Raw genomic sequence first — 26,977 nt, forward strand, 5'->3', positions numbered from 1 at the left:
TCATTTTTGGGATATGAAACATAACTGCTGAGATATTCCACAAAACTCAATTTATTCCAAGCAATTTCGAAAAATGCCATATAAATCGGGAAAATCATGTACTAATAGTATCCCAACCACTTTTGGATATCACCATAGCTCAAGTCTATAATCCAACCAGTTAATTAAATTTTCCAGGCGATTTATAGCATGTATGGAATATCGGAAGCATGGGAGGGATAAGCATATATCACTTTCTTCAATTCCACCGCCCTGATATTATGATTGATGGCCATCGCAAAAAGATTTATGATTTCTTCAGATTTATCACCCAGTACATGAGCGCCTAAAATCTGTCCGTTTTCTTTATTGATGATGGTTTTACAAGCTGTATGTGATTCATTGGTTCGTTTATATGTGTACCAATTATCTGTTTTGCGGAATTTAACTTTGGTATCAAATCCTTGTTCTAGTGCTTGCTTCTCGGTAAGTCCAACCATAGCCAATGGTGGAATGGTAAATACAACCACAGGTTGAGCAGGGTAATCCGCTTTTTTGTGATTTCCCTCCAACAGATTGGAAGCGACAATATGCGATTCAAATCCGGCTACGGGGGTTAGTGGAAGTCCATCGGTGGCTGCAACATCTCCGGTAGCATATATTTTTGGATTGCTAACACTTTGAAGGTATTCGTTGACAACAATACCCTGTTTGGTCGAATCCACTTTAGCTTTGTCAAGGTCCAGAGATTCAATGTTTGGAACACGTCCGGCGCCATGCACCACCAAATCGCCTTCAATGTTAGTTGTAGAACCATTTTGGCTTGCACTTACAATAAAGCCGGTTTGCGATTCAGTGACGGATTTCACTTCGGCATTAAGATGAATGTTAATGCCAATTTCATCTGCTTTTTTGATTACTATATCTACAAGGTCTTCGTCAAAGTTTTCCAAAGGATGTTCACCCCGGTGGATAATATGAACGGTACTACCGGCTCGTGCAGCAATAGAGGCAAATTCAAACGAAACAAATCCCCCGCCAACAAATACAATCGTTTCAGGCAGGGCATCCAACTCCAGAAACTCCGTGCTCGTAGTTAAATGCTCACCGCCTTTGATGGGTAGTGGAGCAGGCTTGGCCCCCGTTGCAATCAAGAAGTGCTTGGCTTGATAGGTGTCACCGTTCACAACGATGGTATCTTTACCAGTAAAAGAAGCTTCACCATGAATTGGGGTAATTCCAATTTTTTCCATTGCCTTTTCACGGAGTTCTGGTACGGGCTCAGTAAAAGAGCGTTTGAATTCCATGAGTTTTGCCCAATCTATGGACGATTGGGTATCAATGCCGTGACCACTCATCCGGTTATTCCAGTCGATTAATTCAGCTGCTCCGACCAATACTTTTTTGGGATCACACCCACGCAGGGCGCATGTTCCGCCAAAAGGTCGTGAATCAATTTGAGCTACCTTCCACCCAGCTTTTGCGCATTTTCCGGCGGTCACTGAGCCGCCTGATCCGGTTCCGATTACAATGAGGTCAAATTCTTCTTTGGGCATAGGTCTATGTCTTCGTTTTTTGTGTTCCTGTTAAATCGGTTCCATCCGTATCCCCCAGTAACCAATAACGACCCTAACAGCAGCCTTTTTCCTGCTGTATAGGAGGACAGGGATTATCACCATAGGAGCAAAACACACAACAATCTCCTTGGTTTGGTTTGAGCACTTCCTCACAATCGGGGCATTGCCAAAAATACTGGCAGGAATCGGTTGGCATGGTTTCGGTGGATTCATGTCCGCAACTGGGACAGGTTATGGTTGATTCTAAGACTACGGCACTCATTATTCTTGTTGATTAGATTGGGTTTTAACGGTAAAGCCTGTTTTATTTATGGCGGCTATGACTTCATCCTTTGTAGCTTTGCTTCGGTCGTATTTAATCGTTGCTTTTCCGGTGTCGTACGAAGCATCAGCCTCCAAAACCCCTTCCACACCACTGGCTGCATTTTCAACAGATGCCTCGCACCCAGCGCAGGTCATACCTTCAATATCCATGGTAATAGTTTCAACCTGACTTTCCTGAACATAGACGATGGTACTTTCCTCTTGATTGGGAAAAAACGCACCTGAGTAGTAGGGAAAGGCCAATAATACTGCGGTGAATACTGTTACGATCCCTAAAAAAGTTTTTGATTGCCAGAAAGAAGGGTTCGTGTTGCAGGCGCATTCAGGATCCCATTGGGGTTTGAGTTTTTGGTACCAGGCAAACCCGAGCATGAGCGCCGTAATACCGATCAACCAAGGGCGAAAAGGCTCAACCCAGGCAAAGGTGGAACCTACCCCACCAATTCCAGCCAGAAAAGCAGCTACCGGAGTGATACAACATAAAGAAGCGACAAAAGCGGCTAACAAGCCCGCTCCCATCCATTTCGTATCAGAGTTATTTGGTTTTTGATTTTTCATGCGGCTAATACTTTTAAAAGATGATTGTTTTTGATCTGATTAAAGCTGGGCAGGAGTATACTTTCGAATTGAGAGTTCAGAGAATAATAAATTACTTGCCCGTCTCGCTCGGTATTCACAAGCCCGCCATCCTTTAACTTCCGTAAATGCTGGGAAACAGCCGGAATGCTCATATCAAGAATATCACCTATGTCACATGGGCAAAGATGTTCTTCCTTGCTGAGCAGGTAAAGTATTTTTAGGCGCACATCATTAGCGGCTAGTTTAAGGATACTAGTAAGCCGGTCAATGGATCCTTCTACCTCGTTCAGAGATTCAATACACCGATTTATTTGATTAAGGTCGGCCACCTCACGGATACATTCTTGCTTGCTCATAATTGATAGCTATTGGAAGTTATATTTTATTGACTGATAGTATAATGATTATATTATTTAATTAAATGCTTAAATAATATTGTTACCTCTTCAATTCTCACTAAAGAGAGCAGTTATCTTAGTTTTTTACCTTTCTTCGTTTCTCCTTCAAGGGCACCTAGAATCGGGCAATCCCCTTTTGGCCCTTCACCTGAACACGAATCGATTAGATCTATCAACGTCTCCTTGATTCGCTGTAGGTCTTCTATTTTTTTAACGACATCCTGATACTTTTCCTGGGCTTCATCCCTGATTTCTGAACAAGTTGTATTTGAATCAAGACGCAATTCTAACAATTCTTTAATTTCACTTAGGGTAAAACCTAATTCCTGCGCCCGTTTGATAAACTTGATCTGATCAATATGGCGCTGGGTGAAGATGCGGTATCCCGAACGCCTACGATCTGGTTCTGGGATTAAATTCCGCTTTTCATAATAGCGTACGGTTTCTTTATTGACCTGTGCCCTTGAAGAAACCTCCCCAATTTTGAAGGTTGTGATGTCCTCGTATTTTTCTTCAATACCTGTTCTCATAGATGCCTCAATTATTACAATGCCATCACCTATGTGATGGCATTGCTTTGAGATTTATTTCTTCACCATGGTTTTACCACAGCAACAAGTTGGGTTTTGGGTTCCACCGCAAGATGGAGGAGCTCCCTTGGTTACGGTAACTTCACATCCACAGTTCTCGTCCGGACATTTATAAACTTCTCCTTTCTTAAATGGCATAATGATCTCCTCTATTTGATTAAAAGTTCTGTCTGCTTTTAATATAAGGCCTGTACCATAGTACAGAGTCAAATAATTATTTTAAGCATAAAATAAATAGTCATCATTATGATGAAAGTGAAAATTTTATCAGATTATAAGGCAAGTCCTAGTATTAAGTAAGCCTAAGATCGGGGCTTAAAATCGAAATTTATAGAAGTAGTTCTCGGCCTATTGATACAAAAAAGGGGCTTAACCCAAGTCGCCCCTTTTTAGTCAACTGGTTTTGATTTACTGCCCGATCATATTGGCTACGTCCCGATAATTTAGGGCATCGGTGTGGTCGTAGAAGCTGGCGGTTACCTGTACACTGGAATGCGCCATGAGTTTACTCACCGAATAAATATCAGCGCCATTCTCCAAAAGATGTGTAGCAAACGAATGCCGGAGGCTGTGAAACTTGATCGTTTTGGGGATTCCAACCTTCTTCTTTGCCCTGTTGAACATCGTCTGCATGCCTCTTACGGTGTACCTGCCTCCCGTTTTCTCTTTTTGCACGACATAGCATTCCTTTAGTGGCAAATCCTCATACTGGTCGGGATTATACTTTCGGTCTTTCTTTGCCAGCGAGTACCAAACCTGCACAATGTTGAAAGCCTGATCATTAAGAGGCATGGTAAAGGGTTTATTGCTTTTCATAATGCTGGCGGGGAAGTTGATGTAGCGCTCCTCAAAGTTGACCATCTTCCATTTCATATTGGAGATCATCCCAATTCGGGCTCCGGTGTTGTAGCCAAACCGGATAACAAGACCGATCATGGTGCCCTCGGTTTTCTTAAGGAGTTTCTTTATCTGCTCCTTGGATAACTCTTCTCTGCGGTCATCCACTTCAAACATAAAATCGAGTCCTCTGAATGGGTGCTTTTGCAGGTACTCATTTTTTAGCCCCCAGTTAAAACCTGCCTTAATGCTTCGAAGCTCAATATTGATGGTCGTTTTCTTAACGCCATCAATATTGAGCCGGTGCATTTTATAATTCTGAATATCAGAGCGTTTGTAGTCATTGATGTTCCGGTTGCCACAAATGTCCAAAAACCGGTTGAGCGCATTCACATAAATTCGCTCTGAATTCTCAGACATGTTATTCTTCACGTGTACAAAATACTTGTATTCCAAAAAGTTGGAGAGCTTTTCACTGCTTCGCTTTTTCTGCTGCCCTTTCGCTTTTTGGTCAAGCAGCATTTGCAGTCCCACTTTTTCAGCCTTCCTTTTGGCTTCGACCTGCTGTTTTTTCGAAGCTTTGAGGGGATAACTGATTCCGGTAGAGAGATTGCGCTTTCTTCCGTTGGGCTCTTTGTACCGAAGGTAAAGCTTGTAACTATTTCCGCGTTTGTAAGGGTAGATTTTGTAATCCATGGTATCTGCTTTTTTTGGTTGAAGGAGCAGATAGAAACTCGCTAGCATGGAGGATTTTTATCCCGCTGGAGGGAATAATTCACTAGCGGAAAAAGGGTAAAAGTAGTACGAAAAGTTGTGCGAAATTGGTAACTACTTGGTAACTGTTGCTGAAAAACGCTGTCCCAGCGCTCTGAAGGGCGATTTAAAACGATTATGAGTCGTGCGCTCTAACCATCTGAGCTACCACGGCATGTCTTTTCGTAAAGAGCATCAAATATACGGGTTTATATAACAAAGGGTAAAATGTTTTTTCTTCAACATTGAGCTTAGGTAAGGTCCAATCCGAAAACACGCGGAAAGAAGTAATCAACATCACTATTAGTCGGTAAACTATCATATTTTAAGGACCCAAAAAACTTGATATCTTCGTGTTTTCTTGATTTTTTGGTTCGTTTTGTATCAAGACAAAATGAACAAGAAACAAGAAAAAATGAACAAGAAAGTCGATAAGGGCTTGTATGTAATATTTCCCTTCCTTCACCTTATTCTCTTAGCTAAGTTTCTTAACTTCCATGGATCAAAAAAATCAAACTAAAACAGGTTCATGGCTAAAAACATAACAACGCAGGAAAAAGATTATTCACAATGGTATCTGGATGTGATCCGGGAAGCCAAACTCGCTGAGCACTCCCCCGTGCGAGGCAGTATGGTCATCCGGCCGAACGGGATGGCACTTTGGGAAAATATGCGTAATGCCCTTGATCAAATGTTCAAGGATACCGGCCATGAGAATGCCTACTTCCCCCTGTTTATTCCAAAGTCATTCCTTTCAAAAGAAGCCCAACATGTTGAAGGCTTTGCCAAGGAGTGTGCCGTGGTTACACACAGCCGGCTTAAAAGTGTAGATGGTGGGGTTGAAGTAGATCCTGAATCCAAATTGGAAGAAGAGCTCATAGTCCGACCGACTTCAGAGACCATCATTTGGGATACTTACCGAAACTGGATTCAGTCGTACCGCGACCTGCCTATTCTGGTGAACCAATGGGCTAATGTGGTTCGCTGGGAAATGCGCACCCGTCTGTTTCTCAGAACCATGGAATTTTTATGGCAGGAAGGCCATACGGCGCATGCCACTGAAGAAGAAGCCCTGGATGAAACACGACAAATGCTGGACGTGTATGCCACCTTCGCTGAAGAATGGATGGCTATGCCGGTTCTAAAAGGTGTAAAAACAGAAAGTGAACGATTTGCCGGTGCCGTAGACACTTATTGCATCGAAGCGCTGATGCAGGATGGAAAAGCTCTTCAGGCAGGAACCTCTCACTTCCTGGGTCAAAATTTTGCCAAAGCTTTTGATGTGAAATTCCAGGATAAGGATGGCGAACATAAACTAGTCTGGGCTACAAGCTGGGGGGTTTCAACCCGTCTGATCGGTGGACTGATCATGACACATTCTGATGATCAGGGATTGGTACTGCCGCCAAAGCTGGCTCCAACACAGGCTGTTGTGGTTCCAATTTACCGCAGTGATGAGCAGCAGAAAGCCGTACTTGAATATGCCGATAGTATTTATGATGAATTGAAAGAACTTGGTATCAGGATAAAAGTGGATGACCGTGATAATTATAATCCCGGTTATAAATTTGCCGAACATGAAGCGGCCGGCATTCCTTTGAGAATTGCAGTTGGCCCTCGTGATCTTGAAAATAATAATGTGGAGCTGGCACGCCGTGACCTGAGATCCAAAAATATTGAAAGTCGTGAGGGACTTGGCAAACGTGTGAAGAAATTATTAGCTGACATTCAGGATGAACTCTTTGATAAAGCTAAAAAACGACGTGATGATATGACCACAGAAGTGGATTCGTATGACGAGTTCCAAAAAGTGATCGATGACAAAGGTGGATTCGTCTGGGCTCATTGGGATGGTACATCAGAAACCGAAGATAAGATCAAAGAAGAAACTAAAGCCACAATTCGCCTGATTCCATTAGAGGAAGGTGAAGAAGGGAAGTGTATGGTGACCGGTAAACTTTCTAAGCAGAAAGTACTGTTCGCTCGTTCGTATTAATTATTTTTCAACTTAGATTTTCAATATTCTGTTGTCATCCTGAGCACACATTAGATAGATCAGGATTCAAATGTCTTCCGCGAAGGATCTCAAAATATATTACATGCTGTTTTTTGATTTGAGATCCCTCGTGTTATACACCACATCCCCGTTCGTTTAATTAACCACTCGGGATGACAACATTGGAGACCATGAATCATTACATATGCTAAAGATCCCACATCCATATTATTTATGCTCCGCTGAACAATCCCGGTTCATGGATGGGAAGACCATCTCAGAGTTTGGCATCGATGGTTTTACCCTAATGGAAATTGCAGGTACACGGGCAGCTGATCATATCATGTCTGAGATGCCGGCCGGTTCTCACGGCATATTCTTTTGTGGAAAGGGAAATAATGGCGGTGATGCCCTGGTGGTTGCCCGGTTGCTATCGCAACAGGATCATAAGATCACAATATGCTTTTTATCAGGAACGGAGAACTTAAGTCCTGATGCCAATAAAAATTTCAGGCTCATACAGAAGTTGAATACTGATGTTGAGATCATTGATTGGGCAGATCTCACTACCGGATCATATGATTATGTCGTTGATGGTATGTTGGGAACCGGATTGGATTCGGATGTTCGGGCACCATACGCTGATGCCATTGATTGGATCAACCGGCAAGATGCCCCGGTATTTGCACTGGATGTCCCAACAGGATTGAATGCAGATACCGGTCAGGTTATGGGTTCGACAGTTCAGGCCGACCATACTTTAACATTTGGTGCCTTGAAGATCGGGTTCTATCTGAATGAAGGTTTTGACACAACCGGAGAGGTTATATTGTGTGAACTCTCCTTCCCAAATAAATATATAAAAGCCTCAGCCTACCTGATTGATCAGCAATGGGTCGATCGTAATACCTCTATTCAAGAAGCCAGAGAACATAAATATGATGGTGGGGTACTTTATGTTGTAGCAGGATCAGAAGGATTGACAGGTGCAGGCATACTTGCCGCCAGAAGTGCCTGGTCTGCCGGGCTGGGAGCGGTAGTGCTTATTACTCCAAAGGGTTTATTGGAAATTTATGAAAAACAGCTTGAACAGATCATTAAGAAGCCGGTTGGCAGCATAGATGATGTTCATTTCAAGGAATCTCACCTCGGTGATGTGAACAAGATCCTGAATGATAAGCCGGGAAAGCTACTCATTGGCCCCGGGCTTGGGCGTGATCCGGAAACGATCAGGTTTACCCAAAAATTACTCTCCGGTTATGCCGGAGATGCCATCATTGACGCTGACGCCTTGTTTGCTTTATCGGAACTTGATGACTTCACAAAACCGAAGTCTGCAAACTGGATCTTAACCCCTCACCCAGGTGAATTGAGATCGCTGGTCAAAACAGACCTGAAACTCGACCATATGAGATTGAATGCGGTCAAAGAAATAGCTTCAGAAAAAAATATTACTATATTATCAAAGGGGATGCCGGGAATTGTTGGAACAGAAACCGCTGAGGCATATATAACAGGGTACGATACCCGGGGGTTTACCCGCGCCGGATTTGGAGATGTTCTGGCAGGCAAAGTTTCTGCCTTTTGGTTGATCTCTCAAGATCCTGAGATCGCATGTTTTAGGGCATTAATGGACGGCAAAGTCAAGGCTCAAAACTATTATTCATCACATTCCGGGGTGTTGGAACCAATTGATATCATTTAATGACCAAACCTGTTAATCTACTTACGCGCTCTGTCAAACTATATCTTATCCTGTTGATCATATCAACAGTAGGAATTCTGTATGGCACCCTATTTCCTGCAGATTATAGTGTCCCACGGTCTTTTTACGGCCTTGATAAGCTCGTGCATTTTGTAATGTTTGGAGCCTGGACCTTCTTTTTTGGGATCGTGAGATTCCTCAAAGGTAATTTTAAACTTATGGTCATTTTTGCGGGGGGAACTCTTTTTGGAATTGCTATAGAGGTTCTTCAACATTTACTCCCTACCGGCAGAAGTCCGGAATTATTAGACCTGGTGGCCGATATTGCAGGAACAGTGGCTGCGGTCATATTGCTTTATATCCTTTCGAAGACCGTGCCCCAGTTTTCTCCGACCCCACATGAAAATGCTATTTAATCTTTAAATGAGATTAGTTTGATTGAATACAGATGCTTAATGCAAACAGGAACTTAATTAGTCCTGAGTATTTAGTTAAATTAACAACTGATTACTTGCACAGTATCAATAAAATTCCGTTCTTTTTAGCGGATTAAAACTGACTAACTCTGTACCTGAATTATGATAAACGAAAGAAAATCACCTAAAGCCGATCTCAAAAGGTCATATACTGTCTATTTAGAGGCAGGTCTGATCCTTGCTCTGCTTGTAATGATTACTGCTGTAAACGTGACGCTTGAGACCGAACCACCTCAGGTAGTAGAACTCGATGAGCAGGAAGTTGTTGAAATGGAAGAGATCGTTCAAACGAAACAAATTGAAACCCCTCCACCTCCACCCAGACCACCGGTGCCTGTTGAAGTTCCAAACGACGAGATCATTGAAGATGAAATGATCGACCTTGATGCAGAACTAGACTTTGATGCACCTATGGAACTGCCTCCTCCCCCTGAAGAAGAGGAAGAAGAAGAAGATTTCTTCGTGGTAGTGGAAGAAATGCCTAAACTTATTGGCGGTATGGCCAAACTTCAGGGTAGTGTAAAATATCCTGAAATGGCACGACGTGCCGGAATCGAAGGCCGTGTTACCGTACAGTTCATTGTAAATGAGCAAGGTAAAGTTGAAAATGCCCGTGTAGTACGTGGTATCGGCGGTGGCTGTGACGAAGAAGCTCTTAAGGCTGTTCAACAAGCTGAGTTTGAGCCGGGTATGCAGCGCGGACGTCCGGTTCGTGTACAGTATGCACTGTCAATTAACTTCCGCTTAGAGAACTAGATCTCTTCGGATCATTAAAGAATGTAGGGTGTGATCAAATGGTCACACCCTTTTTTCATGCCCTGAAGTTTTTTAAAATTTCCTTCAGGTTATCATAGCCGGCTGCTTTAACCGCTTTATTGAAAGGCATCCATTCCACCCTTTCGATCCCCTCTTCATACTGAGGGACTAATTCCTCAGTTTGGGTAAAGATCATGGAATACCAATGGGTTGTTTTACCCATCCGCTTACCTTCTTCAATGTATTCGTGGTACGTCTCACCCAACTTTTTGATAAGGGACGGGATCTTACTTCCAACTTCTTCGGATACTTCCCGGGCAGCACACATTTCAACAGACTCTCCCGGTTCATGTTTCCCTTTTGGAAGATCCCAGACCCCATTTCTGAATATCATCAGGATCTCGGGATTTTCATCTTGATCTAATCGGAATACAATTCCACCCGCAGCTGTAATGGGCTCAACCAGTGCCTCATTCACTGTTTCCTTCTTTCTTATCTTCGTTTCCCTCTGCCTTTTCTTTTTTCTTTTCATCGGCATAATTTAGGCGCAGCGTTGTCAGTGTTTGCTCCAGATATCCCGAAGCCTCGTCTGTCAGGTTTCCATTGGTATATTTCTTTAGCATGGCTAATGTGTCTATAGCATACTTTGCGGATGAAAGGTCTTTTTCCATTTGCTGTGTTGCAGGATTTTGGAGTTTACCCAGACCCATCATGGCTATTTGTTGGTGTTGTTGGATCAGCATCATAAAAAGCAGCTGTTCTTGCTGTTCTTCGTTCAAATTTTTGTTGTTTGTATCCATTTTAGTCTTTTTTATTTACACAATTTGGTTGTGATAAATTTAATAAAGTTCATTTTTATGTACCTTCAGGAATTCTAAGGATAACCAAATTTACACACATTATATGGCCATTTTAAAGCCTTTTAAAGCATGGAGACCCAAACCTGAATTTGCAAAAGAAGTAGCTTGTGTTCCCTACGATGTGATCAACACTTCGGAAGCAAGGGAAATGGCCCTCGGTAATGCCAAAAGTTTCTTGCATGTGATCAGACCTGAGATCGATCACCCAGCAGGAACTTCTGTTTATGGCGAGAAAGTTTACCAAAGTGGAAAACAGAATTTATACAGTCTCTTGAATTCAGATACCTTTATTCAGGAAGACAAGGAATCCCTCTATGTTTACAGGTTAACCATGAATGGCCGCTCACAGACGGGGATATTTGGTTGTGTTAGTGTAGAAGATTATAATAATGAGGTCATCCTAAAGCATGAAAAGACCCGTCCTGATAAAGAGAACGATCGTACCAAGCATATTGTGACTCAGCAAGCTCATGCTGAACCGGTTATGCTGACATTTCGAGATTCTGAAAGCATCTCTCAATTCATGAGCGACCATATCCGTGACCACTCCCCTATTTACGATATTGAGACAGCAGATGGTATCTCACACACCCTATGGAAAGTTGAAGAATTTTCCCCATTGACGGATGCATTTCAAAATATTCCCAAGATCTATGTTGCTGATGGACATCACCGCTGTGCGAGTGCTGCCCGGGCTGCAAAAGAATGTGCTTCCAATAACCCTGATCATGTCGGCACCGAGGAGTACAATTATTTTCCCGCAGTTCTCTTTCCAACCGATCAGCTTGAAATTTTAGCCTACAATCGGATCGTATTATCTATTCCAGATGATTTTTTAAAACAAATGTCTGCTCGTTTTAAATTAAAAAAGAATGCGCAGCCTGTCCCCCATAAAAAGGGAACGATAGCTTTCTACCTGAATGATAACTGGTTTAGTATTGAACTCAGTGCCAGCGAGAACTCCGACCCTGCTTCATCTTTGGATATCTCTTTGCTTCAAAAACAAGTTTTGAGACCTATTCTTGGTATCAAAGATCAGAGAACCGACCCAAATATTGATTTTGTAGGAGGCATACGAGGAACAGACGAACTTGAAAAACTGGTCGATACCGGAGAAGCTGCTTTGGGGATCAGCCTTTATCCGACAAGTATTGAGGAATTACTTGAGGTATCGGATGCCGGATTACTGATGCCTCCAAAATCAACCTGGTTCGAACCGAAACTAAGGTCCGGCCTCCTTGTTCATACCTTTGAATGATCTTATTAGAATCAAACTTTTACTTTAGTCAATATGCATAGAGCCCATAATTTTAGTGCCGGCCCCGCAGCTTTACCTGATGAAGTTCTAGAAATTGCCAAGGATGAACTCATGGATTACCATGGGCAGGGTACATCCATTATGGAGCAGAGCCATAGAGGCGATGCTTACACTAAGGTGGACCATGAAGCCAAAGAAAGACTCGATCGACTTCTGGAACTGGATCATCAGTTTCACATCATGTTCTTACAGGGAGGTGCCAGTACTCAATTCATGCAAATTCCATTCAATTTTTTGAATAAGCATGAAACAGCGGATTATATCAATACCGGTGTGTGGTCAAAGAAAGCGATCAAAGAAGCAAAACTTTTTGGCAAGGTTCACGAAGCTTACTCCGGAGAAAATGAAGGTTTCAGCCGTGTTCCTCAGGATTCAGAATTGAATATTGGGGATCAAAGTCGATATGTACATTATACCAGCAATAATACCATCTACGGAACACAATTTCCCGGAGAACCTGACACGGGTGGGATTCCCCTGATCTGTGATGCATCTTCTGATTTCATATCAAGACCCATTGATTCCGCCAAATATGGTTTGATCTACGCCGGTGCCCAAAAGAATCTGGGACCTTCCGGAGTCACTGTTGTATTGGTGCGAAAGGAATTTCTTCAGACGATATCAAAGACAGATATCCCTACCATTCTGGATTACAGAACACACGCTGACAGGATATTCAACACCCCTCCGACCTTTGCTGTTTACATGGTAAATCTGGTTTTAAAGTGGGTTGAGGAACAAGGTGGAATTACTCATTTCCAAAAATTGAATGCAAAAAAAGCTGAGGCCCTTTACCGGGAAATTGATAAAGATTCTTTTTATAAGGGAATGGCTCACAAGGATTCCAGATCAAAAATGAATGTCACATTCCGGCTCCCGGATGAAAGCCTTGAAGAGCGTTTTGTTAAAGAAGCGGCTGAAAATGAATTGGTTGCCCTGAAGGGGCACCGAAGTGCCGGAGGAATCAGAGCCAGTATCTACAACGCCTGCTCGCTTGGTTCGGTGGAGGCTTTGGTCAGTTTCATGGGCAGTTTCCGAAATAAATACGGCTAACCAAACTCAGATCAATCCAAAGATCGTTAGAAAATGGTCGATCGTATTTGGTACAAAGGCTATCAGGTAAACCAATCCCCATAATGCTCCGGCAATATGCGCAAGGTGATTGATCCTACCCTCCTTACGGCTTGCGTATACGCTGTAAGCCAGAAACAGAACTCCAAAAATAATAGCCGGTATCCCTATAGGAATGAACATGATGTAGATGGGTTCTAAAGGAAATAATAGGATGAAGGCAAAAAGAACCCCTTCTACCGCACCGGAAGCACCAACCGTGGCGAATTCCGGGTTTTCCTTTTCTTTATATAATGAGGGTAAGCTAGAAACGATCAAACCACTAAAATAAAGGGCCAGAAAATGTCCCTGACCAATGGTTCTTTCCAAAACCAACCCAAAGAAAAACAAGACGAACATGTTCAGAAAAAGGTGTCCGAGCCCGGCATGCACAAATCCTGAACTAACAAGTTCATACCAGGTCTTCTCACGAACCGTACGATATGGCATCAGCATGAATTTGTTAAATAATTGAGGTGCGGCATAAAGTGTCACAACAGACACCAGTACATTTAAAGCGATCAGCGAAACGGTTACTGACATGTATTTTTTCTTTTTAAGTTAAGATGAAAACGGGTCTGTTGCAGAAGAACCATAAAGTGTTGTAAATTTAATATAATGACTAGCCGAAGTAGCTCAGGGGTAGAGCAATTCTCTCGTAAAGAATAGGTCGTCGGTTCAAATCCGATCTTCGGCTCATTTACAGATATCTCATAATAATACTTCTGCAACAACCGAATATCCTGCTTTAGCATTTCTGGAAAAAGCGGAATATATTTTCGTATTCATAACCTATTATCATCTACATGAGATCATTACAAGTAACATTAATTATTGTGTTGGGGATCTTTGTGCTAACCGGTTGCGGGATGTCCAAAGAAACCCTGAATGCAGACTACTCATCCGCTGAAAATGCACGCGCTATAGAGAATGGCATATCAAGTTGGTACGGCCCCAACTTTCATGGCAAACTAACGGCCAATGGTGAGATCTATGATATGAACGGCATCACAGCTGCTCACCGTACGCTCCCGTTTGGTACCATTTTACTTGTGGAGAATCTTGATAATGGTAAAACCGTGCAGGTCAGGGTCAATGATCGCGGACCGTATGCCAAGAACAGGATCATTGATCTTTCCAAAGGGGCTGCAGAACGCATTGAGATGATAGGCCCCGGAACTGCAAGGGTCCGGCTTTACCTGCTTGAAGGAGATCTCGAGAATTCACGTATCACTGACCTTAAAGTCCCAACCTATACGGTACAATTAGGTTCATATAAGGACATCCAGCAGGCTGAATTACAGGTACAAAAGATAGAGGGAACCCGTATTGAGACCATTGAAACAAATGACAGTACCTTCTACAGGGTCTACTTTGGGACCTACACTGACCCTGATGAGGCCCGGCAACAAATGCAGCGGCTTAATAATATGGGCCATGCAGGCTTTGTGAAGCAGATCGAAAATTAATTCGTATTTCCGGGATTGATTATTCCCTTTTTTCCGTTTTCCGCACAAACAACAAAACAACATTTATTATGAAGAAGAATATCATTGTTATTGGAAGCGGATTTGGCGGACTGGGTGCTGCATCCCGATTGCTTTCTGCCGGCCACGATGTCACCATCCTGGAAAAAAGAGACAAATTGGGGGGACGTGCGTATGTCTACGAGAAGAACGGTTTTAAATTTGATGGCGGACCAACTGTGATCACCGCTCCATTTATGTTCGATGATATTTTTGAAGCAGCCGGTAAAAAAAGGGAAGATTATTTTGAATTAGTGCCCTGTGATCCCTTTTATCGAATATTCGATCACGAAGGCAAAGGGTTTGATTACAACAGTGATCATGATTTCATTCTTTCTGAAATTGAGAAGCGTAGTCCGGGTGATATTAAAGGTTATGAGGAGTTCATAAAAACAACCAAGCCTATTTTTGAGAAAGGATTTATTGAACTGGCCGACAAGCCGTTTCTTAAGTTTACTGACATGCTGAAGGTAGCGCCTGATCTCATCAAGCTTAAATCGCACCAATCGGTCTATAAATATGTTTCTCAGTTCATTGAGGATGATTTCCTGAGAAGAGCGTTTTCATTTCATCCACTATTGGTTGGCGGTAATCCATTCGATACCACTTCCATTTATTCCATGATCCACTACCTGGAACGTGAATGGGGAGTTCATTATGCGATGGGTGGTACCGGTGCTATTGTCAACGCTCTGGAAAAACTGATCAGAGAACAAGGTGGAAAAATTCATACTGAAACCGAAGTCGAAGAGATCCTGGTCAAAAACGGTAAGGCTGTGGGCGTTCGCCTGAAGAACGGTGAAAAACTGGAAGCTGATGAAATAGTATCCAATGCTGACGTTGCTTTCACTTACAAGAATCTAATCAATCCAAAACATCGCAAGAAGTATACCGACCGAAAGATCGAGAAGACCAAATATAGTATGTCTCTCTTTGTGATCTATTTCGGAACCAAGAAACGGTATAACGATACAAACCTTGCTCACCACAACATAATACTTGGAGAAAGGTACAAAGGACTATTGTCCGACATCTTCCATGATAAAAAGCTATCAGATGATTTTTCGCTGTACCTGCACATGCCTACCAAGACCGATCCGTCAATGGCTCCCAAAGGACATGAGGCGTTTTACGTACTCTCTCCGGTTCCCCATTTAGACAGTGAAACTGATTGGAATGAAATGGCCCCGATCTATCGTGATAAGATCATGAACTTTTTGGAAGAAAATTATCTACCGGATCTTCAGGAAAACCTGGTTGCTGAACATTACATCGACCCCCTGCACTTTCAGAATGAATTGAACAGTTACAAAGGATCCGCATTTTCTGTGGAACCGATCTTGACACAATCAGCCTGGTTCCGTCCTCATAACAGATCAGAAGATGTTGACAGCCTGTATTTTGTGGGAGCCGGAACGCATCCGGGTGCCGGGTTACCGGGAGTTCTATCCTCATCGATCATTGCTCAAGACCTGATCGGGAAGGCTTAGTATCCAAAACCGGTCATCAAAAAAACTGTTTGAATCGCGAAGCCTTCACAAAATCTTAATCAGTATTACTTAGGTTTTCTTTTACAGATCAATGGAGGAAACAGGGATGAAAACAGTCTTTATCATATTCATGGTTATGCACGGCCTGATACACCTACTTGGCTTTATAAAAGCTTTTGAGCTAGCCGAGGTAAAGGAACTGAAGATGCCCATTACAAGATCTTCCGGTATCATATGGCTGATCACCTTCATTCTATTCATGGTAACAGCAGCTCTTTACCTTTCCGGATCCGGCTTATATATTGGTTTCGGTGTTACCGGGATAACCCTTTCACAAGCTTTGATCTGGCGTGATTGGGAAGACGCCAAATATGGCAGTCTCCCAAACCTTATCTTCGGTGTGGCCCTTTTTCTGTCTATCTGACTTTCTGATCTTGTAAAATCTTAACAGAAATATGTAAGTACCCTATCTCCATTGTATATTATTTGCCTAACCGTGTAACAAATCCATATGCAATGAGAAAATTACTGTTTTTAAGCATCCTGCCACTCATATTTTTGGCCTGTCAAACACAATCTAAGTTTGATGAACTCGATCTTGAAGAAATTACCATAACTGAACTAAGAGAAGGTTATGAAAATGGCTCATTCACCATTGAAGATGTAACATCCGCCTACCTGGAGCGCATCTCTGAAAAAGACCAAAATGGTCCGACACTAAATTCTATGCTGTTCATAAACCCAAATGCATTGGAGTTAGCCAAAGAGCTGGATGCTGAACTACAGGAAGGAACATCGAGGGGCCCGCTTCACGGTATTCCGGTTGTATTAAAAGACAACATTGATACAGAAGATATGCCAACTACCGCCGGCGCTAATATTCTTGAGGGTTCCATTCCGGATCAGGATGCTTTTATCACCATGAAGCTGCGTGAGGCCGGGGCCATCATTCTTGGTAAAGCTAATTTAAGTGAATGGGCCAATTTTCACAGCAGTTTTTCCTCCAGTGGATGGAGTGCTTTGGGTGGTCAGGTTCATAACCCCTATGACCTAACCAGAAACCCTTGTGGATCAAGTGCAGGATCTGGAGCAGCAGCATCAGCAAATATGGCTGTTTTTGCTATCGGCACAGAGACGAACGGATCCATTACATGTCCCTCTTCGGCCAATGGTCTTGTTGGCATCAAACCCACAGTCGGCCTGCTTAGCCGTTCCGGAATCATTCCCATTTCTCATACACAGGATACCCCGGGCCCAATGGCAAGAAATGTCACAGATGCTGCTATTGCCCTCGGCACCATGGTGGGCGTTGACCCTGCTGATGATAAAACACCTGCGAGCGAAAGTAACTTTCATACGGATTACACTCAATTTCTTAATGAAGATGGACTTTCAGGAAAACGTATTGGCCTTTGGACAGGGTCTTTGGGAGGCCATTTCAGAGTAGATACCCTCATGCACGAGACCGTTCGTTTACTGAAAGAAAAGGGAGCTGAGATCATTGAGATAGAACAGATCTCAGAAGAAAATGCCGGAGGTGATTCTTATCAGATCATGCTCTTTGAGTTTAAGAATGGGCTGAACAAATACTTTGAATCTTTGGGTGAGGATGCTCCTGTCAATAACATGGACGAACTTGTTGAAGCAACCATGAACGATCCCGAAGAAATGAGATATTTCGATCATGATATTCTTATTCAGGCCAGTGAAAAAGAAAGCCTTGAATCTGATGAATATCAGGAAGCCCTGGAGCGTATGCTCAGAATTACTCGTGAGGAAGGCATTGACAGGGTTATGGATGAACATGATCTTGATGCCATAATCGGACCAACCGGTGGACCGGCATGGAAAACGGATCTCACAAACGGGGATAACTTTGCAGTTTCTTCGAGTTCTCCGGCTGCACGTGCGGGCTATCCTAATATCACAGTTCCGATGGGATTCATTGACGGCTTACCTGTTGGTATCTCATTTTTCGGAAGAGCATGGAGTGAACCGGTACTTCTTGAAATTGCCTTTGGTTTTGAACAGGCAACCAATGTTAGAAAAGCTCCGGAACTTTGATGGCTTCAGAAAAAATCTGATGCAAAAAAAGGGCACCTCTCGGTGCCCTTTTTATTTTTATAAAATCGAAGACGATTTATTTCAGGCTCTCCTGAAGATCTTCCCAATCTTTAAGGAATCTTTCCAGGCCACTGTCAGTCAGTGGATGCTTGAGCAAGCTTTTGATCACGTTCAAAGGCATAGTGGCCACATCGGCTCCCTCTTTCGCACACTCAAGCAAATGCATTGGGTGACGAATACTGGCTGCAAGAACTTCGGTCTCATATCCATAATTGTCATAAATGGTCACGATATCGCGGATCAGCTGCATACCGTCCGAAGAAATATCATCGAGTCTGCCCAAAAATGGTGATATGTAAGTAGCCCCTGCTTTTGCAGCGATCAACGCCTGTGTTGGCGAGAAACAAAGGGTACAATTTGTTTTGATCCCCTCTTCAGAGAATGTCTTGATGGCTTTGATCCCATCTTTGATCAAGGGAATTTTAACAACTACATTGTCAGCAATAGCGGCGATCTGCCGTCCTTCTTCCACCATTTCTTCATAAGTTGTGGAAACAACCTCAGCTGAAACATCGCCTTCAACAATATCACATATCTTGGCAATGTGGGCCTCAAAGTCTTTGACACCAATTTTTGCACAAAGGCTTGGGTTTGTAGTTACACCATCAAGAACACCGAGATCGTTGGCTTCTTTAATTTCATCTAGATCAGCGGTATCAATAAAAAATTTCATCAGCAGGAGAAAGTTTAGTTAAGAATTAGCATCAAATACAAAGATAAGTATTTCAATCCTCCCATTCATTGTAAATCAAAGAGTTCATCAAGACTGTAAGCTTTCTTTTTTACAAAATAACACGTTATAAAACCAAACTATCTTAAGAACTTTGGTGTATAACATAAGATACTTGTAACCTTTAAAAACAGACACAGATCAAGTGAAAAAACAATTTCTATTATATGCCTTACTGAGCACTACCCTTATTAGTTGTGGGGGTGATAACTCAGAAGGTAACGGAGCATCAGGTTTTTCGGGCTTTGGTGGACCGGGACAACGTACAACAAGTGTAGAAACCAGTGAGATACAGATAGGAACCATTGCAGAACAGGTTCGTTCCTATGGAAATGTGAAAGCACAGAATGTTGTTTCTGTTTTGCCACAGGTAAGTAATCGCATCACAAAACTATATGTGGATCTGGGTGATACAGTACGGCAGGGTCAATCCCTCGCTAAAATATATGATGTTACTTTCAGGGATCAGCTCGCACAGGCTCGCTCTCAACTCGAGCAAAGCAGGATCGCCGTAAAAAGAGACAGCGCAGAATATGAAAGGCAACAGACCCTGATGGATCGCGACCTGACAAGCGAATCCGAACTTGAAATTGCGGAAGCAGCATATCAAAGTTCACTTTCACAATTTGAAGCTGCCCGTGCCTCTGTAACGCAGGCTCAGGAGAATTTCAATAATACTGAAGTAAAGTCTCCGGTAAATGGGGTTGTGATCTCAAGAGCACTGGAAGAAGGTGATCTTGCCAATACAGGTACTGAATTATTTCAGATTGCAAGTACAAATGGGTACGAATCCCGGATCTATCTTCCCGTTCAGGACTGGCGAACCGTTGAGATCGGACAGGAAGTAAATCTCAGAGTTTCGAACGAAAGTGGTACGAGTGCACGTGGTGTGGTATCCAGAAAAAGTCCACAATTAGACCCTACAACGGGCCTTGGGGAAGTAGTCATCACACTCACTTCTACCGGGAACTCCATTTACCCGGGGGTGTTGGTCGAAAATGTGATCAACATAACGACCAGGGATCAGGTCATGATCGTACCAAGAAGTGCCCTGGTTGAACAAGTTGAGACCGTTATTAACCCTGAAACCAACACCATAGACCTGGAAAGAACCTATTCCGTATTTGTCTCCAGGGGTGATACCGTAGCTGAACGACGTCCACTTGAATTAGGAATTGAACAAGGTGACAGAATTGAAGTCCTCGCCGGCCTGCTTCCAACTGATCAGATCATCATAACCGGCCAAAGTGGCCTTGAAGATGGATCAAGGATCTCAGTTGCCACAGGAGAACGGTTTCAGTCACCGGAAGAACGGCAGATCAGTACTGATGGGAATGATGACAACGGACGAAACAGACCTATGGGAGGCCAAAATCCGTTGGCAAACATGAGTGATGAAGAACGTGCCGAAGCCAGAGAAAAAATGCAGGGTATGTCTCGTGAAGAACGAACAGCCTACCTTCGCGAGCTTCGTCAAAATCAGGCAGCTAATTCCGATTCAACCTCAAATTAAAAGGAAAAAATGGGATCTTTATCCAAACTGGCGGTAGACCGTCCGATAACTTTTTTAATGGGGACCTTGATCCTGCTTGGGTTCGGTTTATTTGGGCTGCAAAACCTGAGGCTGAACCTTTATCCTGATGTATCTTTTCCTACCATTACGGTATATACAAGTTACGAAGGGGTAGCCCCTGAAGACATTGAGACCCTCGTGACCCGACCAATTGAGGAATCTGTTGGCAGTATCAGTGGCATCAGAAGAGTTCGCTCGCTTTCAAGTCAGGGTGCATCGGTAGTTAAACTTAATTTCGAATGGGGAACCGACCTCTATGAGGCTGAAAACGATGTCCGTAAGGAACTTGGATTTGTTGAACGCTCCATTCCGGATGATGCAGAAACTCCCCTTGTCTTCTCCTACGACCCTAATCAGGAGCCTATAGTTGTTCTAACCCTTACGTCTAATGCACGAAGTGCCAGGGAGCTTCGAACCTACTCTAAACAGGTTCTGGAACAGCGTATAGAAAGGGTCAATGGTATAGCCTCAGCTGAGACATCCGGTGGTCTGGAACGGCAGATCAATGTCCGTATCGACAATGAAAAGATGCGACTTTACAATATCACCATTTCTGAAATTGCTCAAAAACTTCAACAGGAAAATATTCAGGTACCGGCCGGACAGCTAACGGAAGGTAATACCAATTACTCCCTCAGAACCCTGGGTGAGTTTAAGAATGTGGATCAGATCAGAAATACGATCATCACGGTAAGGGATGGCCAACCACTTTTACTTAAGGATATTGCTGATGTGATCGACGGGATCGAGCAACCTATAGGTAATGTTCGGGTGAATGGCGAAAACGGGATCGTACTGAATGTATATCGGCAAAGTGATGCCAATGTGGTGACTGCTGCTAATTCTGTGGTTGAAGGCCTTGACCAGATACGTACAACTTTGCCGGCAGATATTGAGGTCAGTGTACTCACCAACAAAGCTGATTTTATTGAACAATCGATCAGCAACCTCCTTTGGACCGGTGTTCAAGCTATATTTCTGGTTGTATTGATCCTTCTGGTCTTCCTTAGAAGTGGCCGATCAGCTACCATCATTGCCATATCCATACCGGTTTCTATCATTACCACCTTTATGGTAATGGACCTGGCCGATCTGAGCTTGAATATCATATCGCTTTCCGGGTTAACACTGGCTGTCGGTCTTGTGGTTGATAATGCCGTAGTGGTACTTGAAAATATATTCCGTTTTCGTGAGCAAGGAGCCAATCGTGACGAAGCCTCGGTAAGCGGTGCCAAGGAAGTGGCCGTACCGATCATAGTCTCAACACTGACTACCCTCGTAGTATTCCTGCCGATCCTTTTTGTGCCTGGCATTGCGGGATTTCTATTTCGTGATCTCGCTCTTACCATCTCGTTTTCTCTGATCGTATCAACTTTGGTTGCCTTGACATTAATCCCTCTGATGGCATCACAGTTCTACAAAGAAGCAGCACAGAATATCAGTGCCAACAATAAGATCGCTAACTATTTTGGCGACCTGCTTCAAAAACTTGAGAATACCTATAATGATCAGCTTCAAAAAGTGATCGGCAGAAGCGGCCTGGTTGTAATTGCTGCATTTATCCTTTTTGTAGCAAGTGTCCCGCTGTTTTATGTGATCGGCGGTGAATTCTTTCCCCGGGTAGATGAAAACGCATTTGTTCTTGAGGTACAGCGTGAACCGGGTGTGAATTTATTCGAACTAGAAAGGTCTATGGGGCAGGTTGAGTCCATTGTTCGCCAGGAAGTTCCTGAAGCCAGACTCATTGTATCTGATTACGGTGATAAAGAAGGTATTGAAGGAGCTGATGACCCCGGTGGATTTACCGGTACTGTACGTGTTGAACTGGTTCCCCAGAATGAACGCAACCGTACTCAGGCTGAGATAAGCAGTAATTTAATGAGACAGTTGCAAGTTGTGCCGGGCGTAGAAATTCAGGAGGTCATCATTGACCCGTTGAGTCCCGATGGTGAAAATGGTTTGATCGTACAGATCTTCGGATATGATGCGGGCACGAAAAAGGAACTGGCTGAAGGTGTCAAAGAAAGACTACTTGACATCGATGGTATCAACAATGTATTTAGTTCAGCTGATCAGGGACGACCTGAGTTAAGGCTGATCATGGATCGCGAGAGGATCTCGCGGGTAGGCATGACCACCAATCAGGTTGCAAGTGCTGTCAGCAATGCTGTTAAAGGAAACATAGCAACTTCATTTGTTGATCAAGGTATTGAGTTTGAAGTAGTAGTAGAGCTTGATCCCAAGGATAAATCACAGTCAATCGACCTGGCCAACATTCAGATTCAGACACCCACAGGCGAATGGATGCCATTAAAGAATCTCGCAAGAGTGGAAAGATTTACCGGCCCCACAAACGTTCTAAGAATTGATCAGGAGCGAGTGGCTGAAGTAACGGCCGAGCTAGCCGGCATTGACCTTGCTACCGCTTCAGAAAGGGCCCGATCTACCCTGGACCAGGTTAACTGGCCTGATGAATACCGCTATGAGATCTCCGGAACCGCAGAAGAACAGGCTGAATCATTCGGATATCTGATGTTCGCTTTCATGATCGCCGGTATCTTGACCTACATGGTCATGGCCTCACAATTCGAAAGTCTGATCGAACCTTTTATTATCATTTTAACAATTCCCCTTGCCCTTACCGGAGTTCTTGTAATGCTTTGGATCACCGGTACATCGATCAGTGTCACCTCTATGGTCGGGCTGATCTTACTAACCGGTATTGTGGTGAACAATGGTATCGTCATGATCGACTATATCAAGATCCTGCAGGCACGGGGATTGAAACGAGAAAAGGCCATAGTTGATGGCGCTACCCGTCGTTTACGCCCAATTCTAATGACTGCATTCACAACTATATTGTCTATGGTGCCCCTGGCTCTAGAGCTCGGTTCCGGATCCGAAACCTGGAGTCCGATGGCAAGAACTGTGATCGGAGGATTGACCATGAGTACCCTTTTGATGTTATTTGTTGTTCCATGTTTTTACAATATCATAAACGGCTTGGTTGAACGCCTTGGTTTTGATGCGGTTCACAAACAAGATCCACTTGCTAAACCCAAAGAGGCACTCGCATGAAAAAGTTCTCAGTAGCAGGCAGTATTTTAAAACGACCTATCACCGTCATTATGATGACCCTGATAGTGATAGGGTTTGGAGTTTTTTCACTATCCAACCTTAAGGTCACTCTTTATCCTTCATTTAACATCCCCGTACTTGCGGTTTCTGCCGGATATAATAATGTGGCCCCGGAAGATATCAACCGTATCATAGTTAACCCTATTGAGGGGGCTTTGTCTGCCATAGAAGGTATTGAGACCCTGGAAGCCCGGGTATCGCGTGGCAGTGCCTTCATTATTCTTCGTTTACGTGATGGTTCAGATATCAGAAAAACGGAGCTTAAAGTTCGAAAAGCCATAGATCAGATCCGTGGTGACCTGCCCCAACAAGCCCGTGAACCCGTTATCTTTCAGTTCGATCCGGAGAACCGGCCTATCATGCGTCTAAGTATTGATGCAGAGAACAGAGGCCTTGATGAGCTTAGAAATATCGGGTTGGAACTGGTTGAAACAAGACTGGAACGTATCGAAGGGCTTGCCTCAGCTGAAACTCAGGGTGGATTGGAGCGCAGGATATATGTAGATGTCTCACCAATGTCTCTGGCTCAATACAACATGGTTCCACAGGATATTGAAGGAGCTCTAAGGTCCAATAACGTACAGCTCCCGATCGGGAATGTTGTATCAGATAAGATCAATTACAGTATCCGGGCTGAATCAACTTATGAATCGGTTGATCAGATCAGAAATACCATCATCAGGATGTCTGAAAATGGCATTCCCATACGTGTGAGTGATGTAGCGGACGTATCAGATGGATTCACAGATATCACATCATTGGTCAAGGTAAATGGTAAAAACAGTGTATCAGTTGAGGTTCAAAAAAACTCAGATGCCAACACTCTCGATGTTGTTAACGAAGTTAAAGCAATGGTTCCTGAGATCAATGAGATTCTCCCTCCCGGTGTGACGTTACGTGTTCTTTCCGATGAAGGAAAAACCATTGAAGACTCAATTAATAATCTGTCACAATCGGCCCTGGCTGCACTTGTTGTTGTCATTCTTGTCATTCTGGTATTCATGGGGGGCTGGCGAATTTCACTCGTGGTCGCTTCCACCATACCGGTATCAATAGCTGCCACATTTGCTGCTATGTATGCCGCCGATCTGACCCTCAATATACTGACCATCTCAGCACTGGCTCTGGCCATTGGTTTGCTGGTTGATAATTCGATAGTTGTGACTGAAAGTATCGCCCGTAAATTGGAGGAAGGACTGTCGCGTTTTGAAGCTGCACTGCAAGGCACCAATGAAGTTATTGGTGCCCTCCTTGGCTCAACCCTGACAACACTGGGTGTGTTTGTTCCAATTATTCTTATTTCAGGTACTCAGGGAGCTTTTTTCAGGGAATTCGCATATGCCATTTGTTTTGCGATCGGTTTCTCCTTCCTTTCGTCCATTATTCTTGTCCCGGTTATCTCTCTTCTTACCCTTGATGCCAAACAATTCAATACAAGAAACATTGCCTTCAGGGGCATCGCCAAGCTTGAAAAACTTTATACCGTAGCTCTGGGATGGTTATTTCAGCATAAATGGATCCCACTAACTGCTATGGTTTTGATTGCAGCCGGTACCTTCATGTTATACACAAACATTCAAAAATCCGGGTTCCCGGAAGCTGATTCAGGGCAGATAGATGTAAACGTAAGTTTACCGGAAGGTAGTCAGCTGATTCGAACAGCTGATGTATTGGATGAATTCAGCCGCCGTGTGGATGAAATGCCGGAAGTTGAGACCATCATTTCCAATATTGGCCGGAGCCGCTGGAGTGCCAATAGTAACCGTGGTGAGATCAGCCTTACACTGGTTCCTGAGACCGAACGGGAAATCAGTAGTACAGATTTTGCAGCTAAATTGCGCCAGGACCTTACTTCCCCTGGTGTTGACGTTCGGGTACGGGTCGAAGGTGGAGGATTACGATTTGGGCGCGGCTGGGATTCAGGCGGTAATTCCATTCGTTTGAGCCTGATCGGTCCTGAGATCGATGAACTTTTATCTATCTCACGAAAAATTGAAGCCAACCTGATGGACGACCCCAAAGTCATAGACGTAGATAATGGACGAACCGATCCAACTCCGGAACTTCATTTTATTGCAGATCGTGAGCGGTTGGCCCGGCTTGGGACCAACCTGAATACAATTGCCAGTGCCTTACGCACCCAAACCCTGGGAAATCAAGCAGGATACTTTATCAATGAAGGACGAGAGATCCCAATAGAAGTTCGTACACAAAAAGAAGAACTCACAAGTCGAGAAGAATTGTTTGACCTGGAGGTGTTCCAGTTTGAGGATCAACGGATCCCCGTTTCAGCTGTCGGTGAATTTGTCCCGGTCCGTGGTGTCGACTCTTTCCAGAGGAGAGATCGTGAAACGGTCCTGGATGTAAACATTCAGGTTCAGGGTAATGCACTGGAATACGAGAGTGTGATCCGAAATTTCATTGAATCTGAGATCATCCTTCCCGATGGATACAGATACGAGTTTACAGGGGGAACTGCAGAAACACAGCAGGGACAAGCCGAATTTGGTTTTGCTCTTTTGGCTGCCTTGATATTGATGTTCATGATCATGGCCTCATTATTTGAAAATTTCAGAGATCCCTTTGTGATCTGGCTTTGTATTCCTCTTGCAATGTTTGGCGCCCTTGCCTACCTCTATATTATCGGTGATGCCCTGAGTACCACAGCTAATATTGGTATGTTCATGCTGGTAGGTATTATTGTTAACAATGGTATTGTTCTAGTTGATTATATGCATCTGTATACCAAAGGCATGGATTATGACATGCTGAACCGCAGATCTGTGAGCTGGAAAAATATATTTATCCCGGTATTTTTCTGGAAGGAAAAACCAACCGTTAAAGACTCCAAGCTCCTGAAAGAGATCCTGGAAGCTTGCCGACGCAGAATGCGGCCGATCTTGCTGACAGCCATTACCACGATCTGTTCCATGATCCCACTTTCTTTGGAGATTGGCTCTGGTGCAGAGACCTGGTCACCATTGGCCAAGGCTGTTATTGGCGGGTTGATGTTCGGTTCACTCCTGACACTATTTATCACTCCGGTTCTTTCTGTTTCATTGAGCATGACTATCGAATGGTTCAAGGAATTATTCCGAGGCAGAAAAACGGAGGCCATAAAAGTATGATTGGCATTGG

At 43.6% G+C, this 26,977-nt stretch carries 24 protein-coding genes and 1 tRNA gene; 14 read left to right on the top strand and 11 right to left on the bottom strand.

The genetic code is table 11. The features are described 5' to 3' along the window. Positions 1-182 precede the first annotated feature (182 nt). From AC13FX_RS00410 to AC13FX_RS00440, 7 genes are all read right to left on the bottom strand, one after another. Positions 183-1,535, bottom strand: coding sequence for a dihydrolipoyl dehydrogenase family protein (locus tag AC13FX_RS00410; protein WP_482878432.1), 1,353 nt, complete (start codon positions 1,533-1,535; stop codon positions 183-185). Positions 1,536-1,608: 73 nt separating this feature from the next. After that, the gene (locus tag AC13FX_RS00415) at positions 1,609-1,818 is read right to left on the bottom strand and encodes a GDCCVxC domain-containing (seleno)protein (protein ID WP_409029319.1); all 210 of its coding nucleotides are present in this window, start codon (positions 1,816-1,818) and stop codon (positions 1,609-1,611) included. Further along, a complete protein-coding gene (gene merTP, locus AC13FX_RS00420) occupies positions 1,818-2,438 on the bottom strand; it encodes a mercuric transport protein MerTP (RefSeq protein WP_482878433.1) in 621 nt (206 codons plus the stop codon). Before merTP ends, AC13FX_RS00415 begins: the two co-directional genes overlap by 1 nt. Further along, positions 2,435-2,815, bottom strand: a complete 381-nt coding sequence (locus AC13FX_RS00425) for an ArsR/SmtB family transcription factor (protein WP_409029317.1) — start codon at positions 2,813-2,815, stop codon at positions 2,435-2,437. Before AC13FX_RS00425 ends, merTP begins: the two co-directional genes overlap by 4 nt. 113 nt (positions 2,816-2,928) lie before the next feature. Beyond that, positions 2,929-3,387: a MerR family transcriptional regulator gene (locus AC13FX_RS00430; protein WP_409029316.1), complete on the bottom strand. Its 459-nt coding sequence runs from the start codon at positions 3,385-3,387 to the stop codon at positions 2,929-2,931. 54 nt (positions 3,388-3,441) lie between these two features. Then, positions 3,442-3,657 carry a hypothetical protein gene (locus AC13FX_RS00435; RefSeq protein ID WP_482878434.1) on the bottom strand — a complete coding sequence of 72 codons (216 nt, stop codon included), beginning with the start codon at positions 3,655-3,657 and terminating at the stop codon, positions 3,442-3,444. 198 nt (positions 3,658-3,855) lie between these two features. Next, positions 3,856-4,980, bottom strand: coding sequence for a tyrosine-type recombinase/integrase (locus tag AC13FX_RS00440; protein WP_482878435.1), 1,125 nt, complete (start codon positions 4,978-4,980; stop codon positions 3,856-3,858). Between the two features lie 586 nt (positions 4,981-5,566). Between AC13FX_RS00440 and proS the strand changes: the two genes are divergently transcribed. The 4 genes from proS to AC13FX_RS00460 all read left to right on the top strand — a co-directional run bounded on the left by proS (position 5,567) and on the right by AC13FX_RS00460 (position 9,970). Further along, positions 5,567-7,033 carry a proline--tRNA ligase gene (proS, locus tag AC13FX_RS00445; protein WP_482878436.1) on the top strand — a complete coding sequence of 489 codons (1,467 nt, stop codon included), beginning with the start codon at positions 5,567-5,569 and terminating at the stop codon, positions 7,031-7,033. Positions 7,034-7,238: 205 nt separating this feature from the next. Beyond that, complete coding sequence (locus tag AC13FX_RS00450) at positions 7,239-8,738, top strand: NAD(P)H-hydrate epimerase (protein WP_482878437.1); 1,500 nt, start codon at positions 7,239-7,241, stop codon at positions 8,736-8,738. Further along, the gene (locus tag AC13FX_RS00455; protein ID WP_482878438.1) at positions 8,738-9,154 is read left to right on the top strand and encodes a VanZ family protein; all 417 of its coding nucleotides are present in this window, start codon (positions 8,738-8,740) and stop codon (positions 9,152-9,154) included. Before AC13FX_RS00450 ends, AC13FX_RS00455 begins: the two co-directional genes overlap by 1 nt. 162 nt (positions 9,155-9,316) lie before the next feature. Next, complete coding sequence (locus AC13FX_RS00460; protein WP_482878439.1) at positions 9,317-9,970, top strand: energy transducer TonB; 654 nt, start codon at positions 9,317-9,319, stop codon at positions 9,968-9,970. 55 nt (positions 9,971-10,025) lie between these two features. Here the strand turns inward: AC13FX_RS00460 and AC13FX_RS00465 are convergent, their stop codons facing one another. Together AC13FX_RS00465 and AC13FX_RS00470 are read right to left on the bottom strand one after the other, a co-directional pair. Then, positions 10,026-10,502: an NUDIX hydrolase gene (locus AC13FX_RS00465; protein ID WP_482878440.1), complete on the bottom strand. Its 477-nt coding sequence runs from the start codon at positions 10,500-10,502 to the stop codon at positions 10,026-10,028. Further along, positions 10,441-10,770, bottom strand: a complete 330-nt coding sequence (locus AC13FX_RS00470; RefSeq protein WP_482878441.1) for a DUF1844 domain-containing protein — start codon at positions 10,768-10,770, stop codon at positions 10,441-10,443. The genes AC13FX_RS00465 and AC13FX_RS00470 overlap by 62 nt, the downstream gene beginning before the upstream one ends. Before the next feature lie 103 nt (positions 10,771-10,873). Between AC13FX_RS00470 and AC13FX_RS00475 the strand changes: the two genes are divergently transcribed. Beyond that, entirely contained in the window at positions 10,874-12,088 is a 1,215-nt protein-coding gene (locus AC13FX_RS00475; RefSeq protein WP_482878442.1) for a DUF1015 domain-containing protein, read from the top strand. Between the two features lie 33 nt (positions 12,089-12,121). Then, on the top strand, positions 12,122-13,201 hold the full coding sequence (gene serC / locus AC13FX_RS00480) for a 3-phosphoserine/phosphohydroxythreonine transaminase (RefSeq protein WP_482878443.1): 1,080 nt from the start codon (positions 12,122-12,124) through the stop codon (positions 13,199-13,201). A gap of 6 nt (positions 13,202-13,207) precedes the next feature. Here the strand turns inward: serC and AC13FX_RS00485 are convergent, their stop codons facing one another. Continuing rightward, positions 13,208-13,801 (bottom strand): rhomboid family intramembrane serine protease, encoded by a 594-nt coding sequence (locus AC13FX_RS00485; protein ID WP_482878444.1) that lies wholly within the window; start codon positions 13,799-13,801, stop codon positions 13,208-13,210. Between the two features lie 82 nt (positions 13,802-13,883). Between AC13FX_RS00485 and AC13FX_RS00490 the strand changes: the two genes are divergently transcribed. The 5 genes from AC13FX_RS00490 to AC13FX_RS00510 all read left to right on the top strand — a co-directional run bounded on the left by AC13FX_RS00490 (position 13,884) and on the right by AC13FX_RS00510 (position 18,338). Continuing rightward, a tRNA-Thr gene (locus AC13FX_RS00490) sits at positions 13,884-13,955 on the top strand. Positions 13,956-14,064: 109 nt separating this feature from the next. Then, positions 14,065-14,727 carry a septal ring lytic transglycosylase RlpA family protein gene (locus AC13FX_RS00495; protein WP_482878445.1) on the top strand — a complete coding sequence of 221 codons (663 nt, stop codon included), beginning with the start codon at positions 14,065-14,067 and terminating at the stop codon, positions 14,725-14,727. Between the two features lie 68 nt (positions 14,728-14,795). Beyond that, positions 14,796-16,274: a phytoene desaturase gene (locus tag AC13FX_RS00500; RefSeq protein WP_482878446.1), complete on the top strand. Its 1,479-nt coding sequence runs from the start codon at positions 14,796-14,798 to the stop codon at positions 16,272-16,274. 106 nt (positions 16,275-16,380) lie between these two features. Then, positions 16,381-16,698, top strand: a complete 318-nt coding sequence (locus AC13FX_RS00505; protein WP_482878447.1) for a hypothetical protein — start codon at positions 16,381-16,383, stop codon at positions 16,696-16,698. Between the two features lie 92 nt (positions 16,699-16,790). Further along, positions 16,791-18,338 carry an amidase gene (locus AC13FX_RS00510; RefSeq protein ID WP_482878448.1) on the top strand — a complete coding sequence of 516 codons (1,548 nt, stop codon included), beginning with the start codon at positions 16,791-16,793 and terminating at the stop codon, positions 18,336-18,338. Between the two features lie 76 nt (positions 18,339-18,414). Here the strand turns inward: AC13FX_RS00510 and fsa are convergent, their stop codons facing one another. Further along, complete coding sequence (gene fsa, locus AC13FX_RS00515) at positions 18,415-19,071, bottom strand: fructose-6-phosphate aldolase (protein WP_482878449.1); 657 nt, start codon at positions 19,069-19,071, stop codon at positions 18,415-18,417. A 202-nt stretch (positions 19,072-19,273) separates the two neighbouring features. On the opposite strand from fsa, the gene AC13FX_RS00520 reads away from it, so the two are divergent. From AC13FX_RS00520 to AC13FX_RS00530, 3 genes are read left to right on the top strand one after another with little or no spacing between them, the layout of a single operon-like run. Then, complete coding sequence (locus AC13FX_RS00520) at positions 19,274-20,641, top strand: efflux RND transporter periplasmic adaptor subunit (protein ID WP_482878450.1); 1,368 nt, start codon at positions 19,274-19,276, stop codon at positions 20,639-20,641. Between the two features lie 9 nt (positions 20,642-20,650). Beyond that, positions 20,651-23,779: an efflux RND transporter permease subunit gene (locus tag AC13FX_RS00525; RefSeq protein ID WP_482878451.1), complete on the top strand. Its 3,129-nt coding sequence runs from the start codon at positions 20,651-20,653 to the stop codon at positions 23,777-23,779. Continuing rightward, positions 23,776-26,967, top strand: coding sequence for an efflux RND transporter permease subunit (locus AC13FX_RS00530; RefSeq protein ID WP_482878452.1), 3,192 nt, complete (start codon positions 23,776-23,778; stop codon positions 26,965-26,967). Before AC13FX_RS00525 ends, AC13FX_RS00530 begins: the two co-directional genes overlap by 4 nt. Positions 26,968-26,977: the final 10 nt, after the last annotated feature.

This window comes from Gracilimonas sp. B-17, from assembly GCF_056857935.1.

What these genes read in the sequence shown, in the direction of transcription:
- AC13FX_RS00410 (WP_482878432.1), bottom strand. Translation starts at nt 1,535, where the DNA reads ATGCCCAAAGAAGAATTTGACCTCATTGTAATCGGAACCGGATCAGGC.
- AC13FX_RS00415 (WP_409029319.1), bottom strand. Translation starts at nt 1,818, where the DNA reads ATGAGTGCCGTAGTCTTAGAATCAACCATAACCTGTCCCAGTTGCGGA.
- merTP (WP_482878433.1), bottom strand. Translation starts at nt 2,438, where the DNA reads ATGAAAAATCAAAAACCAAATAACTCTGATACGAAATGGATGGGAGCG.
- AC13FX_RS00425 (WP_409029317.1), bottom strand. Translation starts at nt 2,815, where the DNA reads ATGAGCAAGCAAGAATGTATCCGTGAGGTGGCCGACCTTAATCAAATA.
- AC13FX_RS00430 (WP_409029316.1), bottom strand. Translation starts at nt 3,387, where the DNA reads ATGAGAACAGGTATTGAAGAAAAATACGAGGACATCACAACCTTCAAA.
- AC13FX_RS00440 (WP_482878435.1), bottom strand. Translation starts at nt 4,980, where the DNA reads ATGGATTACAAAATCTACCCTTACAAACGCGGAAATAGTTACAAGCTT.
- proS (WP_482878436.1), top strand. Translation starts at nt 5,567, where the DNA reads ATGGCTAAAAACATAACAACGCAGGAAAAAGATTATTCACAATGGTAT.
- AC13FX_RS00450 (WP_482878437.1), top strand. Translation starts at nt 7,239, where the DNA reads ATGCTAAAGATCCCACATCCATATTATTTATGCTCCGCTGAACAATCC.
- AC13FX_RS00455 (WP_482878438.1), top strand. Translation starts at nt 8,738, where the DNA reads ATGACCAAACCTGTTAATCTACTTACGCGCTCTGTCAAACTATATCTT.
- AC13FX_RS00460 (WP_482878439.1), top strand. Translation starts at nt 9,317, where the DNA reads ATGATAAACGAAAGAAAATCACCTAAAGCCGATCTCAAAAGGTCATAT.
- AC13FX_RS00465 (WP_482878440.1), bottom strand. Translation starts at nt 10,502, where the DNA reads ATGAAAAGAAAAAAGAAAAGGCAGAGGGAAACGAAGATAAGAAAGAAG.
- AC13FX_RS00470 (WP_482878441.1), bottom strand. Translation starts at nt 10,770, where the DNA reads ATGGATACAAACAACAAAAATTTGAACGAAGAACAGCAAGAACAGCTG.
- AC13FX_RS00475 (WP_482878442.1), top strand. Translation starts at nt 10,874, where the DNA reads ATGGCCATTTTAAAGCCTTTTAAAGCATGGAGACCCAAACCTGAATTT.
- serC (WP_482878443.1), top strand. Translation starts at nt 12,122, where the DNA reads ATGCATAGAGCCCATAATTTTAGTGCCGGCCCCGCAGCTTTACCTGAT.
- AC13FX_RS00485 (WP_482878444.1), bottom strand. Translation starts at nt 13,801, where the DNA reads ATGTCAGTAACCGTTTCGCTGATCGCTTTAAATGTACTGGTGTCTGTT.
- AC13FX_RS00495 (WP_482878445.1), top strand. Translation starts at nt 14,065, where the DNA reads ATGAGATCATTACAAGTAACATTAATTATTGTGTTGGGGATCTTTGTG.
- AC13FX_RS00500 (WP_482878446.1), top strand. Translation starts at nt 14,796, where the DNA reads ATGAAGAAGAATATCATTGTTATTGGAAGCGGATTTGGCGGACTGGGT.
- AC13FX_RS00505 (WP_482878447.1), top strand. Translation starts at nt 16,381, where the DNA reads ATGAAAACAGTCTTTATCATATTCATGGTTATGCACGGCCTGATACAC.
- AC13FX_RS00510 (WP_482878448.1), top strand. Translation starts at nt 16,791, where the DNA reads ATGAGAAAATTACTGTTTTTAAGCATCCTGCCACTCATATTTTTGGCC.
- fsa (WP_482878449.1), bottom strand. Translation starts at nt 19,071, where the DNA reads ATGAAATTTTTTATTGATACCGCTGATCTAGATGAAATTAAAGAAGCC.
- AC13FX_RS00525 (WP_482878451.1), top strand. Translation starts at nt 20,651, where the DNA reads ATGGGATCTTTATCCAAACTGGCGGTAGACCGTCCGATAACTTTTTTA.
- AC13FX_RS00530 (WP_482878452.1), top strand. Translation starts at nt 23,776, where the DNA reads ATGAAAAAGTTCTCAGTAGCAGGCAGTATTTTAAAACGACCTATCACC.